At 69.5% G+C, this 17,811-nt stretch carries 12 protein-coding genes; 2 read left to right on the forward strand and 10 right to left on the reverse strand.

Annotated features, from left to right (window positions below):
• Positions 1-88: 88 nt before the first annotated feature.
• The 7 genes from trxA to ACZ4VK_RS22755 all read right to left on the reverse strand — a co-directional run bounded on the left by trxA (position 89) and on the right by ACZ4VK_RS22755 (position 9,694).
• Positions 89-421, reverse strand: coding sequence for a thioredoxin (gene trxA / locus ACZ4VK_RS22725; RefSeq protein ID WP_030321223.1), 333 nt, complete (start codon positions 419-421; stop codon positions 89-91).
• Positions 422-465: 44 nt separating this feature from the next.
• Complete coding sequence (trxB, locus tag ACZ4VK_RS22730) at positions 466-1,431, reverse strand: thioredoxin-disulfide reductase (protein ID WP_468354745.1); 966 nt, start codon at positions 1,429-1,431, stop codon at positions 466-468.
• A 138-nt stretch (positions 1,432-1,569) separates the two neighbouring features.
• Complete coding sequence (locus ACZ4VK_RS22735; RefSeq protein ID WP_468354748.1) at positions 1,570-2,514, reverse strand: anti-sigma factor family protein; 945 nt, start codon at positions 2,512-2,514, stop codon at positions 1,570-1,572.
• The gene (sigM, locus tag ACZ4VK_RS22740; protein ID WP_468354751.1) at positions 2,511-3,215 is read right to left on the reverse strand and encodes an RNA polymerase sigma factor SigM; all 705 of its coding nucleotides are present in this window, start codon (positions 3,213-3,215) and stop codon (positions 2,511-2,513) included. Before sigM ends, ACZ4VK_RS22735 begins: the two co-directional genes overlap by 4 nt.
• Before the next feature lie 25 nt (positions 3,216-3,240).
• The gene (locus ACZ4VK_RS22745; protein WP_468354754.1) at positions 3,241-4,926 is read right to left on the reverse strand and encodes a protein kinase family protein; all 1,686 of its coding nucleotides are present in this window, start codon (positions 4,924-4,926) and stop codon (positions 3,241-3,243) included.
• A 118-nt stretch (positions 4,927-5,044) separates the two neighbouring features.
• Entirely contained in the window at positions 5,045-7,288 is a 2,244-nt protein-coding gene (gene murJ, locus ACZ4VK_RS22750) for a murein biosynthesis integral membrane protein MurJ (RefSeq protein WP_468354757.1), read from the reverse strand.
• 45 nt (positions 7,289-7,333) lie between these two features.
• Positions 7,334-9,694, reverse strand: coding sequence for a DUF6049 family protein (locus ACZ4VK_RS22755; protein WP_468354760.1), 2,361 nt, complete (start codon positions 9,692-9,694; stop codon positions 7,334-7,336).
• Positions 9,695-9,907: 213 nt separating this feature from the next.
• On the opposite strand from ACZ4VK_RS22755, the gene ACZ4VK_RS22760 reads away from it, so the two are divergent.
• Complete coding sequence (locus ACZ4VK_RS22760) at positions 9,908-11,374, forward strand: CCA tRNA nucleotidyltransferase (RefSeq protein ID WP_468354763.1); 1,467 nt, start codon at positions 9,908-9,910, stop codon at positions 11,372-11,374.
• A gap of 81 nt (positions 11,375-11,455) precedes the next feature.
• On the opposite strand, the gene ACZ4VK_RS22765 is transcribed toward ACZ4VK_RS22760, so the two are convergent.
• The 3 genes from ACZ4VK_RS22765 to ACZ4VK_RS22775 form a co-directional block, all read right to left on the reverse strand.
• On the reverse strand, positions 11,456-12,715 hold the full coding sequence (locus ACZ4VK_RS22765; RefSeq protein WP_468354766.1) for an MFS transporter: 1,260 nt from the start codon (positions 12,713-12,715) through the stop codon (positions 11,456-11,458).
• Positions 12,716-12,790: 75 nt separating this feature from the next.
• A complete protein-coding gene (locus tag ACZ4VK_RS22770; RefSeq protein ID WP_468354769.1) occupies positions 12,791-13,873 on the reverse strand; it encodes an inositol-3-phosphate synthase in 1,083 nt (360 codons plus the stop codon).
• 48 nt (positions 13,874-13,921) lie between these two features.
• The gene (locus ACZ4VK_RS22775; RefSeq protein WP_468354772.1) at positions 13,922-14,602 is read right to left on the reverse strand and encodes a PadR family transcriptional regulator; all 681 of its coding nucleotides are present in this window, start codon (positions 14,600-14,602) and stop codon (positions 13,922-13,924) included.
• A 374-nt stretch (positions 14,603-14,976) separates the two neighbouring features.
• On the opposite strand from ACZ4VK_RS22775, the gene ACZ4VK_RS22780 reads away from it, so the two are divergent.
• The gene (locus ACZ4VK_RS22780; protein ID WP_468354775.1) at positions 14,977-17,757 is read left to right on the forward strand and encodes a transglycosylase domain-containing protein; all 2,781 of its coding nucleotides are present in this window, start codon (positions 14,977-14,979) and stop codon (positions 17,755-17,757) included.
• Positions 17,758-17,811: the final 54 nt, after the last annotated feature.

Genomic DNA, 17,811 nt, shown 5'->3' on the forward strand with positions numbered 1-17,811 from the left:
CCAGAACGGCCCGCCCCCAGAAGGGGCGGGCCGTTGGCGTTTCACGTGAAACAGCAGCTCTGTTTCACGTGAAACGAGCGAGTGCGTGTCAGGCCTTGGTCGGCTCGACGAAGCCCTCGAGGTCGCGGAGGATGGCGGCCTTCGGCTTGGCACCGACGATCGTCTTCACGACCTCGCCGCCCTGGTAGACGTTCAGCGTCGGGATGGACATGACGCCGTACTTCGCAGCCGTGGCCGGGTTCTGGTCGATGTTGAGCTTCACGATCTCGATCTCGCCGTGCTCGGCGGCGATGGCCTCGAGCGACGGGGCGATCTGGCGGCACGGGCCGCACCATTCGGCCCAGAAGTCCACCAGGACGGGCTTGTCGCTCTTGAGGACGTCCTCTTCGAAGGAAGCGTCGGTCACAGTCTTCAGGGCCACAGCGGCCTCCTTGATCTCGCGGGGTGTGGGTGGGGAGAGACGGGTCAGACCGCGGGGGTCTCGGCCAGCTTCTCGCTGTCGGCGAGAGCGGCCAGGAAACGCTCGGCGTCGAGCGCGGCGGAGCAGCCGGTACCGGCGGCCGTGATGGCCTGGCGGTAGGTGTGGTCGACGACGTCTCCGGCGCCGAAGACGCCGACGAGGTTCGTGCGGGTCGACGGGGCGGCCACCTTGAGGTAGCCCTCCTCGTCGAGGTCCAGCTGGCCCTTGAAGAGCTCCGTCCGTGGGTCGTGACCCACGGCGATGAAGAGGCCGGTGACGGGCAGCTGGCGGGTCTCACCGGTCTTGGTGTCGCGCAGGGTCACACCGCTGAGCTTCTGCTCACCGTGGATCTCGGTGACCTCGCTGTCCCAGGCGAAGGAGATCTTCGGGTCGGCGAAGGCGCGCTCCTGCATGGCCTTGGAGGCACGCAGGGTGTCGCGGCGGTGGACGATCGTGACGGACTTGGCGAAGCGCGAGAGGAAGGTGGCCTCCTCGATCGCGGTGTCGCCGCCGCCGACGACGGCGATGTCCTGGTCCTTGAAGAAGAACCCGTCGCAGGTGGCGCACCAGGAGACACCGCGGCCGGAGAGCGTGTCCTCGTTCGGGAGGCCGAGCTTGCGGTGCTGGGAGCCGGTGGTCACGATGACGGCCTTGGCACGGTGCACGGTGCCGGCCGTGTCGGTGACGGTCTTGATGTCACCGGTCAGGTCCACGGCGATGACATCGTCGGGGACCAGCTCGGCGCCGAAGCGCTCGGCCTGGGCCCGCATGTTGTCCATCAGGTCCGGGCCCATGATGCCGTCACGGAAGCCGGGGAAGTTCTCGACCTCGGTCGTGTTCATCAGCGCGCCGCCGGCGGTCACGGCGCCCTCGAAGACCAGCGGGTTCAGCGACGCTCGGGCGGTGTAGAGCGCTGCGGTGTACCCCGCGGGCCCGGAGCCAATGATGATCACGTTACGGACGTCGCTCACGGGTTTCTTCCTCGTCTCTGCAGACTGCCACTGCCTACGGGGCGGTTGTCTCGGTCGCTCTCACCCCACCCAACGGATCCTAAGGGGCGTACATTCCCGAAACCGCCGCACGGCACCGTTGCCGGACGGGGAGAGAGATCAGGGGCGGGGGTAGCTCTGGCTGAAGAGCAGATCGGCAGCCGGGCTTCCGCTCTCTGTGGCCCGGTCCGCACAGGAGGCGTCGAGCACATAGGCCTGGATCCGGGTGCTGTCCGCGGGGTCCGGCATCACGAGCAGATAGGCGGGCGTTCCCTCGTATTCGCCACGCTCATGGCCGAGCACCGCATCGGTGCGGCCGGTGCCGGCCAGGACACAGCCGGGCACGGCGGTGGCGTCCCTGTTCAGCTGAGGGCCCGTGGGGGTGACAGCCTCGGCGGACATCGACTCGGGCCCGATGCCCCGGGGCGTCTTGGCGGTGCTCTCCTCGGCCAGGAGCGCCTGGACCCGGTCCTCGACCGGAGAGCCGGAGAAGGGGCTCAGACTCCCCCCTGCGGCGGTGGCGGCCTTCTTGGTGTCCGCCGCCGTACCTCCCTGGTCGAGGTTGCTCGTCTGGCTCAGGAACAGGCTCGTCCCCAGGATCACGGCGCCGAAGGCGGCACCGAGCGTCGAGAGCAGGGCGATCCGGCTGCGGCGTGGCCTCTTCGTCCGGCCGGGGCCGGTGGCTGCGCTGGGGCGGCCCGCAGGGCGGTCGGAGACGGGGGTCCGGGAAGAGGACGGGGCCGTCTCGGACGGCGCGCGCGATGTTTCACGTGAAACGGGGGTGCCGTTCTCCGGCGTGGTCGCGTTGAGGAGGGCTTCGGCAGCGAGGGCGGCATCGATGCGGCCGGCGATGTCCGCGGGCATACGGGGCGGCCCGGGGAGGGTGCCCAGAAGGCCACGGATCTCCTCCAGGGAGGTCCGTACGTCGGCGCAGAGCGGACAGTCGTCAAGGTGGCGGCGTACGGCGACGGCGCGGCTCGGCGAGAGCAGCCCTTCGGTCAGATCGGAGATCTCCGAGACGTCCGGGTGCTGTGTTGTGTCGGCCTTGCCGGTCGTGGAAGTCACGCGCGCCCACCTCCGCCCTTCACAGCAGCTGGATCAGTCGGTCCGGTATCCGTCGGCCCCGGCACCTGTGGGACGGATGTCCCCGGCGTCCGGTTCCTTCCCCCATCGGAGGCCTCGTTACCCACGGTGTCGGCGCGCAGATGAGTGACCATCGGAAGCAGCCGTGCGCGCCCGCGTGCGCAGCGGCTCTTCACGGTGCCGGTGGGAACGCCGAGGATACGGGCCGCCTCCGCGACCGGGTATCCCTGCATGTCCACCAGGACGAGTGCGGCGCGCTGGTCTGCGGGGATCGCGGCGAGCGCGGCGAGCACTTCGCGGTGGACGTCCTGCCGCTCCGCAGGCGCCTCGGCCGACTCATGGGGTTCGAGGAGCTGCTCGAACCGATCGGTGTCATCGACGGGCGAGGTCCTGCGGGAGGCCGTCTTGCGTGCGCGGTCGAGGCAGGCGTTCACGGTGATGCGGTGCAGCCAGGTGGTGACGGCCGACTGGCCCCGGAAGGTGTGGGCGGCCCGGAAGGCCGAGATCAGAGCGTCCTGAACGGCGTCGGCGGCTTCCTCGCGGTCCCCCAGGGTCCGCAGGGCCACCGCCCACAGCCGGTCCCGGTGCCGCCGCACGAGCTCGCCGAAGGCATCCGGGTCTCCGGCGACATGGCGAGCCAAGAGCTCCTGGTCGCCTGTGGCCTCGTCTATCGGATCGTCCAACGGTGAGCCCCCTCCGGTGCGGCGGTCAGCCCATGACCTTGATCTCGCTCAGCTTGCCGCGGAAACCGCCGTCGGCGGCGGGCAGTTCCGTGAGCCAGAGCAGAACGTAGCGGGTGGTGACGGGTTTGGTGGGCTTCAGCGTCACGTCGGTGCCGTCTCCGGACGCCTGGGTCGTGAACGAGTCCGGTGAGGAGGGCGCCGACGAGGAGTCCGAAGGTGCGGTGCGCAGCTCCACCGAGGTGTCATCCAGGAACGACAGCTCGACCGAGCTGATCTCCTGCGACGTGCCCAGGTCGAGTACGAGTCCCACTCCGGCCTTCAGGTTGGCGAAGTTGGGGCCGAAGTAGCGATCGGTGTACCAGAAAGTGCCGGGGTCGCCGTCGTAGGCGAGGTCTATGGCCTGTGGCTTCTCCGAGCCATTGCCCAGCGGGTCGAAGTCGTGGGCGGATTCGATGGCGATCGGCTTGGGCGGCGGCGGCTTCTCGTCGGCCGTCGGCGTCGGGCCCGGTGTCTTGGGAGTGGCCTCGGGACCGAGGAGCCGGTCCGCGATCTGCCAGCTGCCCAGGCCCAGGGCGGCGATGAGGAGGGCGGACACGGCCCACTTCAGCGCTGTGCCCGTGCGGCTCTGGAGCGGGGGCGGCGGGGCGACGATCGGCTGCGTGGCCTGAGGGCGCTGCTGGGGGCGGCCGTACGTGCCCTGCTGGTACGTCGTGCGCTGGTACTCGGGCGGTGCGGCGAACTCCGGCTCCGGCGGCTTCACGCGGGGCATCGCGGCCACGGCCTTGGCCAGCTCGTCCGGGGTGGTGCAGGGCGGTTCCTGGCGTGAGGCGGTGGCCCCGTCGTTGGCCAGGGCGCGCATGGCGATCTCGGAGAGGCCCCGGTGGACACCGGCGCGGACCTGGTCGGGCGGGAGCAGGCCGACGCCCTTGGGAAGCCCGGAGAGGCCGTAGGCGTCGCTGTCGTACGGCCAGCGTTGGGTGAGAGCGGCGTACAGGAGCGCGCCGATGGCCTCGGTGTCGCTGCGCTGCGGGCGTTCGGCGGTGATGCCGCGCAGGGCGGCGTTCACGGCCAGGCCGCGGATCCGGTACTGGCCGGTGGAGCTGCGCAGGACGGCGCTCGGGGTGAGCCGGAGGTGGGCGAGGCCTTCGCGGTGGGCGGCGGCCATGGCCTGGGAGACCTGGGTGACGAGCTGGTAGGCGTCGTGGGGTTCCAGCGGGCCGGCCGCGAGCAGCGCGGTCAGTTCGGTGGAGTCGGGCAGCCACTCATGCACGACGTACACGAGGTCGTTCTCCTCGACGGCGTCGAGGACCTGGACGAAGCGAGGGTCGCCGAGGAGGGCCGAGGAGCGGGCAGCGGCCAGGACCGAGCGGGCCCGGGGGTGGTCGGCGGGCAGCAGGTGCACCCCGACGGCACGCCGCAGTTTCTCGTCGACGGCACGCCAGCTGCTGAAGCCGTCCAGACGGGTGACGCACTCCTCCAGCCGGTAGCGTCTGGCCAACTTGTGGCCGCTGTGCAGTTCCGGTGCCGTGAGGGAGGGCTGTTCGCCGCTCTGTCGTTCGACCGCCTTCTTCTCCGTGGCCTCGGCGGTCTGCTCCGCCGTCTTCTGCTCTTCCGCCACCCCGTCGGTCGCGGCCGTGCCCGCCTTGGCGGTCAGCGGGTCGTCACCGCTGTTGTCGGCCACGTCGACGGCAGCCGTGCTACGTTCCGCCACCGTCGTTCCTGCCTCCCCATCCGTTGCGCCACATCCAACAGCCAAGCCAATTGTGCCCACAGTCGGACGCTATGCACGACACGCGGTTCCCCCCGATGGTTGTGCGGGACCCGTCGGTTCAGCGTCCCAGACGTCCGCGCACCATGCCGACCAGGGTGTTCAGCTCCGCGATCCGCATGCGCTTGGCCGCGACGAAGAAGACACCGAGGAGTACCGCTCCGCCGACGAGCAGGGCGACGAGCGAGCCCAACGCGCCTTCGCCGAGGAGCTTCAGCAGGCCGAAGCCGACGGCGCCGGAGACGATGGCGGCGGGCACGGAGGCCATGCAGAGGCGGGCGTAGGTCCGCATCACCTGGGCGCCGTCCAGGTCGCCGCCAAGCCGCTTGCGGAGGCGGCGCCACGCGATGCCGACACCGACGGCGTAGGCGAGCCCGTACGAGGCGGCCATGCCGACGACGGCCCACTGGGCGGGCAGGAGGACGTAACAGAGGGCGGACGCCGCTGCGTTGACGGCGGCGACGATGACCGTGTTGTAGAAGGGCGTCCGGGTGTCCTCGTAGGCGTAGAAGCCGCGGAGCACGACGTACTGGACGGAGTAGGGGATCAGGCCGAGGCCGAAGGCCATCAGGATGAAGCCCATGCTCTGGGCGGCCTGGATGCCGCTGGAGGCGTAGAGCAGGGTGCACATCGGGACGCCGAGCGCCAGGAAGGCGAAGGAGACCGGGACGATCGCGACGGCCGAGTTGCGCAGCCCCTGCGAGATGTCGTCCCGGACGGCGCCGGGGTCGTCGTCGTGGGCGGCGCGGGAGATCCGCGGGAGCAGCGCGGCCATGACGGAGACGGTGATGATGGCCTGCGGCATGCCCCAGATCAGCTGGGCGTTCGAGTACGCGAGGAAGCCGGCGCCGTTCTTTCCGGACTCCTCACCGGCGGCCGTGGCGAGCTGGGTGACGACCAGGACGCCCGCCTGGTTGGCGAGGACGAAGAGAACGGTCCACTTGGCGAGCTTGACGGTCTTGCCGAGCCCGTGGCCCTTCCAGTCGAAGCGGGGCCGGAAGCGGAAGCCGGTCTCACGCAGGTACGGGATCATCGCGAGGGCCTGGACGGCGAGCCCGAGCAGGGTGCCGATGCCGAGCAGGCGGATGCCGTCGTCCGGGATGGTCTGCACACCCATCTGGGACTCGGCGGAGGTGCCGTAGACCCAGATGAACAGGCCGAAGGTGACGATCATGACGATGTTGTTGAGGACCGGGGTCCACATCATCGCGCCGAACTTGCCGCGTGCGTTGAGGATCTGACCCATCACCACGTGCACGCCCATGAAGAAGATCGTGGGCAGGCAGTAGCGGGCGAAGGTCACGGCCACGCTGTTGGCCGCGGCGTCGTCGGCGATGGTGTTCGACATCAGCCGGATGAGCAGCGGGGCCGCGAAGACGGCGAGGGCCACGATCGCGCCGAGCGCCACCATGACCAGGGTGAGCAGCCGGTTGGCGTAGGCCTCGCCGCCGTCCTCGTCGTTCTTCATCGAGCGGACGAGCTGCGGGACGAAGACCGAGTTGAGACCGCCGCCGACGGTGAGGATGTAGATCATCGTCGGCAGGGTGTAGGCGATGGTGAAGGTGTCACCGAGCAGTGCGGCGCCGAGCGCGCCCGTGATCACCAGGCTGCGGACGAAACCGGTGAGCCGGGATACCAGGGTGCCGGCGGCCATCAGCGCGCTCGACTTCAGCAGTCCGGAGGCACGGCCGGTCTTCTTGGGAGCGGGGGCGGGCATGGGGTCCGGTTCCGGAGCGGGCGGCGGTACCTGGCCGGGCGTCTGCTGGTCCCGGTAGAGGTGTGCGAAGGCGTCAGGCTCGGGCTTCTCCTCGCCGGCCCGGGTGACGAGGTCGTCGACGCCGGTGAACTGGACCGTGCGCGCGTCGTCGCCGTACGGCAGGTGGCGGGAGGTGCCGTCGGGCTCCGGCGCGGGGGTCTGTGCCCACAGCCGGGGGTCGGGAGCGTGCTGGGGCGCGGCCGGCTGCTGGTAGAGCGGCTGCGGCTCCTGGTAGGTGCCGGGCGGGGGCGGCGGGTGCGCGGCGCGGTCGTAGAGGGCCTCGGACACCGGGTCCTGCGCGGAGAGGTCCTGGGCCCGGTAGGGGTCGTGGGTGTACGCGTCCTGGACGTAGGGGTCCTGGACGTACGGGTTCTGCGGGTGGGCGTCCTGCGCGTAAGGGCCTTGTGCGTAGGGTCCCTGTCCCTGCGGCCCCTGCTGTGGGGGCGGGACCGGTGGGTAGCCGGAATCGGGAGGTGTCGCGGGCGTCCCACCGGACGGCGCGGTGCCGCCCGGGCCCTGGCCGCGGTCACCGTCGTACGGCGCGTTCATGGTTACCCCACCTCATCGTCCCCGGCCGACCGGCCACGACATCGCTCAACGGTCCACTTTCTCACCCGCGCCCGACGGGTCGCCGCTTTCGGGCCCGGTGTCCGGTGTCAGGTCACTCGGCTGCTCGGGTTCATCCCCGTCGGCCTCCGCCGTCGGCGCCTCCGCCTCCGTGTCCGTGTCGGCCTCCGTCTCGTCCGGCGCCGGGTCGGACTCCGCCGCTTCGGCCTCGGCGTTCCGAGCGGCCAGCCGCTTGCGCTGGCTGTACATCCGCACGCCGGCCAGGACGAGGAGGAGGACTCCGCCGGCGATCACGAGCATCACCGTGGCGGTGATCTCGGAGACCTTCACGTTGAAGGTCATCGGCTGTCCGTACGGGGTGCCGTCGTCCGTGTAGAGCTGGGCGGTCATCGGCACCTGGCCGTTGACGTTCGCGGACGCGTGGAACTTCACCGACTGGCTGTGGCCGCCGCTGATCTTCACGGGCAGTTCGGCGATCGCCTCGCCGTTCAGCGTCAACCGGTTCTTGTTGCTGGAGGTGAGCCGCAGCACCAGGTGCACGTCCTGCAGCAGCTGGTTCTGGACGGTCACGGGGATCGTCGCGCTGCGGCCGGACAGCATGAGGTCCGACTTGTCGACCAGCTGGACGCCCTCGGTGAGGGTCTGCAGATACTCCAGGACGTTGCCCCGGTAGATGGCGGCCGTTCTGGCCTGACCGCGCCAGGAGGTCGACATCTCGCGGTTGATCGCGTTGCCGAACGGGGTCACCACGCGGTCGGGCAGGGTCAGGATGACCTTGAAGTCGTTCAGTTCGTCGCGGGTGGTCTTCATGTCCCGGAAGGCCTGGACCGGCAGCTCCCGGTCGCGCAGCTTCTTCGGGTACCGGGAGCCGGCGGGCACCGCGGTGGACGCGTCGGGGTCCGCCTTGGCCGCGGCGGCCACCAGCAGATCGGTCGGCTGGCTCCAGCGCCGGTCGGAGAGGCCGTGCAGGGCGGTCGCCATGGTCTGCGCCTGGGCGACGGTGGGGACGCGCTGCGGGGCGACCACGATGCTGCGCTGGTCCTCCGGCTGCTCCAGGGTGATCGCGAGGGACTGGGCGAGGAACTCCTGGACCGCGAGCGTGGAGTTCTCCGCGCGGACCATGTCGCCCTCGAACGCGGTGGACAGCAGAGCGTCGCTCACCACGGCCGTGGTGCTGCCGTCGCCGAAGGGACGAGCCGCCGTGGGCGTGTACGGGAGGTCGTCGCGGACACTGTCGCTGCGGGCGATCACCTTGTCGGCGCCGGCGGAGGTCGCCACGGCCAGGATCGAGGGGTCGACGGCGCCTTCGGCGGGCCAGGCGAAGTCGGTGGAGGGCTGGACGTGGAGGATGGTCTCCACCGTGCCCGCGGCGAGGGCGGTCGCCGACTGGAGGTGTCCGAGCGAGCCGGGCACGTCCTTGCCGCGGTGGGCGAGGGAGGCCAGGTCGGGGTCCGCGAAGGGAAGGGCGACGACCTTGCGGCCCTGGACCGCCTTCTCCAGTGCGTTCAGCCAGCGCTCGGCGACGGCCTGGTTCCTGCCGGGGACGTGCAGGGTGCCGTCCTTGACGCGGTAGCCGTTCGCCATGGCGTCGACGGAGGCCAGCAGGTCCGGGTCGAGCACCCAGGTGACCGGGAGCTCCTTGCCGAGTGAGACGAGCTGGTCGAGCCGCCCGCCCGGCTTCAGCTCGGTCGCCAGGGCGTCGTCCTCGAAGACCGGGGTCTGCTGATCGTCCGTGGCCGTCTCCGCCGAGACGTGGGCCGAGGAGATCAGCGGCCACAGATAGGCGAGCTGCGTCTTCTTCTTGGTGGCCTCGGGCTGGTACGGGACGAAGGTCCGCTCGATGCCGAGCACCCGGTCGTAGCGCCGGTCCGAGGTCTGGCCGGTGAGGGAGACGCCCAGCTGGTAGACGCCCGCCTCGTCGAGTCCGAGTTCGGAGACCGGCACGGAGAGGGAGAACTCCGCACTCAGGCCGGCGCCCAGTCGGGGGACGGCGACGGTGGGGGCGTCCTCGAGGGGAGCCGGGTCACTGTCGCTCCGGTAGCCGGTGCGCGCGGTGACCTGCTCGATCTCGCTGCGGCTCGTCATGCGCGGCCCGACGCGCAGGTCCACGGTCGCGTCGGTGATGGTCTTCTTTCCCCGGTTGGTGACCGTCCCGGTGACGGTGACGGTGTCGCCGTCGACGGGTGCGCTCGGGCTCAGCGTGTCGAGGGACACATCGACGGTCTTCGAGACGGCGGCGTCCTCGGCGGCGGCTGCCGGGGAGGAGGCCCCCGGCGCCTGGAGCAGTCCGGCGAGGAGCGGCGCGCCGAAGGCGACGGTGATCGTGCGCCGCAGCCATCGGCGGGCAGGTGAGGGACCGGTTCCCTGGATGTCTGCCGCCTCGGCCACGCGTTCGCCCGTCCTCGTCGTTGTCTGTGGTGCCAGTGGTGTAGATGGTTCCCGGTTGCTGTGTCCAGGCATGGTAACGAGGCACGCTGGGAGCAAGTGCCGGGGACTGCTCCAGCCGATCTCCTCAGGAGCCCTCGGTCGGCAGCTCAGGAGGCCGGGTCCCCGGGAAAACGAGGACGTCACCGCGGGCCGGGGCACGTACCCTTTTCTGTTGTGCCGAACGCCAACGAAGACACCCCGACTGCCCTGAGCCAGGTGCAACACCGCGCGGTCAGTGAACTGCTGCGTGTGTCCCCAGCCGCCGACGACCTTGCCCGCCGTTTTCAGGAGGCCGGGTTCAGCCTCGCGCTGGTCGGTGGCTCGGTACGGGACGCGTTGCTCGGCCGGCTCGGGAACGACCTGGACTTCACCACCGACGCCCGACCCGAGGACGTACTGAAGATCGTCCGTCCATGGGCCGACGCCGTGTGGGAGGTCGGCATCGCCTTCGGCACGGTCGGCTGCCAGAAGGACGCCCGCGTCGGGGACACCGTTCAGCGCTTCGAGATCGAAGTCACCACGTACCGCTCGGAGGCGTACGACCGGAGCTCGCGCAAGCCCGAGGTCTCCTACGGCGACTCCATCGAGGAGGACCTCGTCCGGCGTGACTTCACCGTCAACGCCATGGCCGTGGCCCTTCCCGAGAAGGAGTTCATCGACCCGTACGGTGGCCTTGAGGACCTCGCCGCCCGGGTGCTGCGTACGCCGGGTACGCCGGAGGAGTCCTTCTCCGACGACCCCCTGCGCATGATGAGGGCCGCGCGTTTCGCCGCTCAGCTGGACTTCGAGGTAGCCCCCGAGGTCGTCACGGCGATGAACGAGATGTCCGGCCGGATCGAGATCGTCTCCGCCGAGCGCGTCCGTGACGAGCTCAACAAGCTGCTGCTCTCGGCCCACCCGCGGAAGGGTCTCGGTCTTCTCGTGGACACCGGGCTCGCCGACCACGTGCTCCCGGAGCTGCCCGCGCTCCGTCTGGAGAGCGATGAGCACCACCGCCACAAGGACGTCTACGAGCACTCCCTGACCGTGCTTGACCAGGCGATCGACCTGGAGGAGGACGGCCCCGACCTGGTGCTGCGCCTTGCGGCCCTGCTCCATGACATCGGTAAGCCGCGTACCCGTCGCTTCGAGAAGGACGGCCGGGTCTCCTTCCACCACCACGAGGTGGTCGGCGCGAAGATGACGAAGAAGCGCATGACCGCGCTCAAGTACTCCAACGAAATGATCAAGGACGTCTCGCGGCTGGTGGAGCTGCATCTCCGCTTCCACGGGTACGGGACCGGTGAGTGGACCGACTCGGCCGTGCGCCGCTACGTCCGTGACGCCGGGCCGATGCTTTCGCGTCTGCACAAGCTGACCCGCTCGGACTGCACCACCCGCAACAAGCGCAAGGCGTCCGCGCTCTCCCGTGCCTATGACGGCCTGGAGGACCGCATCGCCCAGCTCCAGGAGCAGGAGGAGCTGGACTCGATCCGCCCCGACCTCGACGGCAACCAGATCCAGGAGATCCTGGGCATCGGCCCCGGCCCCGCCATCGGGCAGGCGTACAAGTTCCTGCTGGAGCTCCGGCTGGAGAACGGGCCGATGGAGCACGACAGTGCCGTCGCCGCGCTCAAGGAATGGTGGGACACACGGGACTGAACCGCGTCAGGGCGCAGCGATGTTTCACGTGAAACACGCGCGCTCCCGACATCTGCGAGGGGTGGTGTTTCACGTGAAACATCACCCCTCGGTGCGTTCCCGCCGCAACGCCAGAGCCATCACCGCGTAGATCACGGCCACCAGGACGACCAGCAGGGCGGATCGGCCGTCGGGCGGCAGCATCAGCGCCGCGACCCCCGCCGCCGCCACGAAGGCGACGTTGAACAGCACGTCGTACAGCGCGAAGACCCGGCCTCGGTAGGAGTCGTCCACGGACGTCTGCACCACCGTGTCCGTCGCGATCTTGGCTCCCTGGGTGATGAGGCCGAGGAGGAAGGCGGCGACGAGGAAGGGGACGGGGGCGAAGGTCAGGGCCAGTGCCGGTTCGAGCACGGCGGCCGTCGCCGCGCACACCGTCATCCAGCCGAAGGGGCCGAGTCGTCCCACCGCCCAGGGGGAGAGCACGGCGGCCGCGAAGAAGCCCGCGCCCGAGGCGGCGACGGCGAGACCGAGGAGTCCGAGCCCCTCGGACTCCGTGGAGCTCCAGGCGTAGCGGCTGAGCATGAGCACGGTGACGAGCAGGGCGCCGTAACAGAAGCGCATGAGGCCCACCGCGAGGAGAGCAAGGGCGGCGGGCCGCCGTTCACCGAGGTGCCGGAGTCCGGCGGCCAGGCCTCGGGCCGTCGAGGCCAGGGCCGAGGTGAGGCGCTGCGGCACGAGGCCGGGGTCGGGACCGAGGAGCTCCCGGGACATCCGCAGGGAGGCGAGGGCCGCGCAGAGGTAGAGGACGGCGCCGAAGGCCACCACGACCGCGTCGGACTTCCCCGCGGCGAGCTGGACGCCGAACGCGAGACCGCCGCCCAGGGTCGCGGCAAGGGTGCCGGCGGTGGGAGAGAGCGAGTTCGCCACGACCAGCCGCTCGGCGTCGACGACCCGCGGGAGGGAGGCGGAGAGCCCCGCGAGCACGAAGCGGTTGACGGCGGTGACGGAGAGCGCGGAGGCGTAGAAGAGCCAGTCGGGGACGGAGGCGAGGACGAGCACGGCGGTCCCGCCGGCGAGCAGGGCGCGCAGGAGGTTGCCGTAGAGGAAGACCTGGCGTCGCTGCCAGCGGTCGAGGAGCACACCGGCGAAGGGCCCGACGAGCGAGTACGGGAGCAGGAGGACCGCCATGGCGGAGGCGATCGCGGTCGGCGAGGTCTGTTTCTCGGGGGAGAAGACGACGTACGTGGCCAGAGCCACCTGGTAGACGCCGTCGGCGCACTGGGAGAGCAGCCGCACGGCGAGCAGACGGCGGAAGTTCGTCAGGCGCAGGAGTACGCGCAGATCCCGTACGACGGACATGGCAGCAAGACTCACATACGAAGAGGGCCCCCGGGGCGGCGCCTCGGGGACCCTCTTCGGTAAACGTGCGGAGCTTTAGCGCTCGACCTCGCCCTTGATGAACTTCTCGACGTTGGCGTAGGCCTCGTCGTCGAAGTACTGCACCGGCGGGGACTTCATGAAGTAGCTCGACGCGGAGAGGATCGGGCCACCGATGCCGCGGTCCTTGGCGATCTTCGCGGCGCGGAGGGCGTCGATGATGACACCCGCCGAGTTCGGGGAGTCCCACACCTCGAGCTTGTACTCCAGGTTCAGCGGGACGTCGCCGAAGGCACGGCCTTCGAGGCGCACGTACGCCCACTTGCGGTCGTCCAGCCAGGCCACGTAGTCCGACGGACCGATGTGGACGTTCTTCTCGCCCATCTCGCGGTCGGGGATCTGCGAGGTGACGGCCTGGGTCTTGGAGATCTTCTTCGACTCCAGGCGGTCGCGCTCCAGCATGTTCTTGAAGTCCATGTTGCCGCCGACGTTGAGCTGCATCGTGCGCTCAAGACGGACACCACGGTCCTCGAACAGCTTCGCCATCACGCGGTGCGTGATGGTCGCGCCGACCTGCGACTTGATGTCGTCGCCGACGATCGGGACGCCCGCCTCGGTGAACTTGTCCGCCCACTCCTTGGTACCGGCGATGAAGACCGGAAGAGCGTTGACGAACGCGACCTTGGCGTCGATGGCGGCCTGCGCGTAGAACTTCGCGGCCTCCTCGGAGCCCACCGGCAGGTAGCAGACGAGGACGTCGACCTGGCGGTCCTTGAGGATCTGGACGACGTCGACCGGCTCCTCGGCGGACTCCTCGATGGTCAGGCGGTAGTACTTGCCGAGACCGTCGAGCGTGTGACCGCGCTGGACCGTGACGCCCTTGTTCGGGACGTCGCAGATCTTGATGGTGTTGTTCTCGCTGGCGCCGATGGCGTCGGAGAGGTCGAGGCCGACCTTCTTCGCGTCGACGTCGAAGGCGGCGACGAACTCGACGTCACCGACGTGGTACTCGCCGAACTGGACGTGCATCAGGCCGGGCACCTTGGCCGCCGGGTCGGCGTCCTTGTAGTACTCGACGCCCTGAACCAGCGAGGCGGCGCAGTTGCCCACGCCGACGATGGCTACGCGAACCGAACCCATTCCGGTTGCTCCCTGTGTGATCGTGGAAGCCCTGCGGTGCGCAGGGCTTCACTTGGCGGTGTCGTCGGACGGATCCGGCCGGGTACTGCCCCCGTGCCGGGGCAGGCCGCCCGTTTCTCCAGAATCGTTGTCGTGCCGAGCGGGGGCATCGGTGCCGGATCGCTGATCCCGCCCTGCCCGCTCGCTCTCGATGAGCTCGTTCAGCCAGCGCACTTCGCGCTCCACGGATTCCATACCGTGGCGCTGCAGCTCAAGCGTGTAGTCGTCGAGGCGCTCGCGGGTCCGGCCCAGGGAGGCGCGCATCTTCTCCAGACGCTCCTCCAGCCGGCTGCGGCGCCCTTCGAGGACGCGCATCCGCACCTCCCGCTCGGTCTGCCCGAAGAAGGCGAAGCGTGCGGCGAAGTGCTCGTCCTCCCAGGCGTCCGGGCCGGTGTGGGAGAGGAGCTCCTCGAAGTGCTCCTTGCCCTCGGGTGTCAACCGGTAGACGATCTTGGCCCGGCGTCCTGCGAGTGAGGCGGCGAGAGCCTCCTCGGGAGCGCTGCCCGGTTCCTCGATCAACCAGCCGTTGGCGACCAGCGTCTTGAGGCAGGGGTACAGCGTTCCGTAGCTGAAGGCCCGGAAGACGCCCAGCGAGGTGTTGAGGCGCTTCCGCAGCTCGTACCCGTGCATCGGAGCCTCGCGCAGCAGGCCGAGGACGGCGAACTCGAGGATGCCGGAACGTCTGCTCATCTGTCGCCTCCTCCACCGTCTTCGGGACTCTTATGCCGTGCTGATGTATCGACTCGATACATCAGCACGATAGAACGGCCTGAGAGTCTCGACAAGTGGGACCGCAGTGACCGGCGTCACATCGTCAATTCACAGCGTTCGACTTGCCTGATTTGAGGTGAAGTCCGGCCCTAGGTGGGTTTTGGCCGTGCGTAGTCTGTGCGGCATGCAGATCACCGGGAACCGAGCATTGCCGTGGGGCGTCAGTGCTCCGGGTGACCGGCTGCGGTACGGAGGGACCTCCGATGGGGTTCCAGCCGTGCGCATTTCGGGGGGACCGGAACTCAACTGCCGCTTCCAGGCGCCTGTGCGCCTGCCCGAGGAGTAGTCGTTCGATGAGCGAGCATCGTCGCAAAATGCCGCCGCAGCAGCCGCCGACGGGCGGTCGCGCGGCGGCACGGCGCGCTGCCCAGCAGCCGGTGGGCCGCAGGTCGGCCCCGGCCCATGACGTCGGTACGGGGGCCCCTTCGGCCTCGTACGGGCCTGCTTCCTCCCATGGGGAGGAGCAGCGCCCCTACGGGGGTCGCGCCGAGGCCCGTAGGGCCGCCCAGCGCGGCAGCCGCAGGAAGGGGGCCGACACCGGCCCCGGAGGCCCCGGTGACCCTGGTGGGTCCGGTGGCGGACGGCGTGGCGGCGGCGGTGGCGGCCGTGGCGGCGGCCCCGGTCGGGGCGGCGCCGGAGGGCGTCCGCCGGGCAAGAAGCGGATCATCGACTACCCGCGGTACGGCAAGTACGGCTGGCGTCGCTGGGTGCCGTCGTGGAAGCTCGTGACGGGCACGTTCCTGTTCTTCGCGGCGAGCCTGATGGGCGCGGCGGCGTTCGCTTACTCGAAGGTGGAGATCCCCAACGAGGCCGAGACCGCGATCTCGCAGAACAACATCTACTACTGGGCCGACGAGACCCGCATGGTCGCGACGGGCAGTGGCACCAACCGCCAGATCGTCCCGTTCTCGAAGATCCCGAAGTCCATGCAGAACGCGGTGATCTCGGCGGAGAACAAGACCTTCTGGGACGACTCCGGAGTCGATCCCATGGGTATCGCCCGTGCCGTGTGGAACATGGCCAAGGGTGGCGACACCCAGGGCGGTTCGACCATCACCCAGCAGTACGTGAAGAACAACCGGCTGGACGACCAGTCGCAGACCCTCACCCGGAAGGTGAAGGAACTCTTCATCTCCATGAAGGTCGGCGACGAGGTCGAGAAGGACGACGTCATGGCCGGCTATCTCAACACCGCGTACTACGGTCGCGGCGCGTACGGCATCCAGGCGGCGTCCCGCGCCTACTTCAACAAGGACACCGACAAGCTCAACCCCAGCGAGTCGGCGCTGCTCGCCGCGGTGCTGAAGGGTGCGACGTACTACGACCCGGCCGGCTACCCCGAGATCGACTCCGAGGCCACCCCCGAGAAGAACACCGCCCGGGCCACCAAGCGGTGGCAGTGGATCCTCGACGAGATGGAGAAGGACGGGCACCTCTCGGCCGAGGAGCGGGCGAAGTACAGGACCTTCCCCAAGCTTCGGAAGCCCGGCCAGAGCGCCAACCTGAGCGGCCAGATCGGTTACCTGGTCAAGACCGCCAACGCGAACATCAAGGCCCAGTTCGGCATCAGCGTGCAGGAGCTCGAGCGCGGCGGCTACGAGATCTACACCACCTTCGAGAAGCCGAAGGTGAACGCGTTGGAGAGCGCGGTCAAGAAGGTCATCAAGGAGAACATCGACCCGAAGAAGCGCCCCAACGACGACACGCACGTCCAGTTCGGTGGTGCCTCCGTCGACACGGCGACCGGGAAGATCGTCGCTCTCTACGGCGGTGTCGACGCGACCAAGCACTTCAGCAACAACGCCGACGCCACCGGCGCCATGGTCGGATCGACGTTCAAGCCCTTCGTGCTCGCCGCCGCGATGAAGCACGGCGTCCGGGACCCGGAGCTCGGGGCGGTGCAGGACGCGTCCACCCGCAGGCTCGTGGACCCGGACAAGAGCCGCTATTCCGGCAAGAACAACCTGACGATCCGCAAGTACAACGGCGAGATCTGGAAGAACGAGGACGGCGAGGAGTGGCAGCAGGCCAATGACGGGGACGAGAGCTACGGCGCCATCTCCCTGCGCCGGGCCATGATCCGCTCCGCCAACTCGCCGTACGTGCAGCTCGGCATGGACATCGGCATCGACAAGGTGCGCGAGACCGCCGTAGAGGCCGGACTGCTGCAGAGCTCCCTCGTCCAGGGCGAGGTCCCCTCGTTCTCCCTCGGCATCTCCAGCCCGAGCGCCATCCGCATGGCCGGTGCCTACGCGACCTTCGCCAACGAGGGCGAGCAGAACGACCCCTACTCGGTGCAGAAGGTCAAGAAGGACGGCGTCGTCAAGTTCGAGCACAAGGCCGCCGCCAAGGCGCCCTTCTCGCCGGCCATCGCCAGCAACGTCACGGACGTTCTCCGGAGCGTCGTGGACGACGACGAGGGCACCGGTAAGAACGCCCGCATCCCGGGCCGTGCCGTGGCCGGCAAGACCGGTACGACCGACGACAACATGTCCGCCTGGTTCGTGGGGTACACCGCGCAGCTGGCGACCGCGATCGACATGTACCGCTACGACGACGACGACACCAAGAAGAACCGCGAGTTCCTCGAGATGTACGACACGGGTGGCCAGGACTCGATCCACGGTTCGTCGTTCCCCTCGGAGATCTGGCAGGACTACATGACCGACGCCGTGGAGGGCATGCCGGTCGTGGACTTCCCGAAGCCGGAGAAGCTGGAGGGCGCCGAGCCCGTCTTCGGTGGTGGCGCCAAGAGCCCGACGCCGACGCCGTCGCCCACGCCGACGCCCACCAAGACGACGCCGTCGCCGACGACGACCACCCCGACCCCGCCGACGACGACTCCCCCGCCGACCTCCAGGACGCCGAAGCCGGGCAAGACGACCTGTGACGTCCTGGACTGGAACTGCAACAACACCGGGGAACCGGGCGATCCCGGAGGCAACACCGGGGAGCCCACCACCACGGCGCCCACCAACACCGACGAACCGGATCCGACCGACTCACCGACGGACGGTGGCAACGGAGGCGGGGGCGGGGGCGGCAGGCCCGAAGACGGGACCTGGATTCCCTGATCCCGCCCGGCGGGACACTCCCTGAGGGCCGCCGCGTCCGCTCCGTACCTTCCG

This window comes from Streptomyces sp. NPDC028711 (assembly GCF_055565415.1).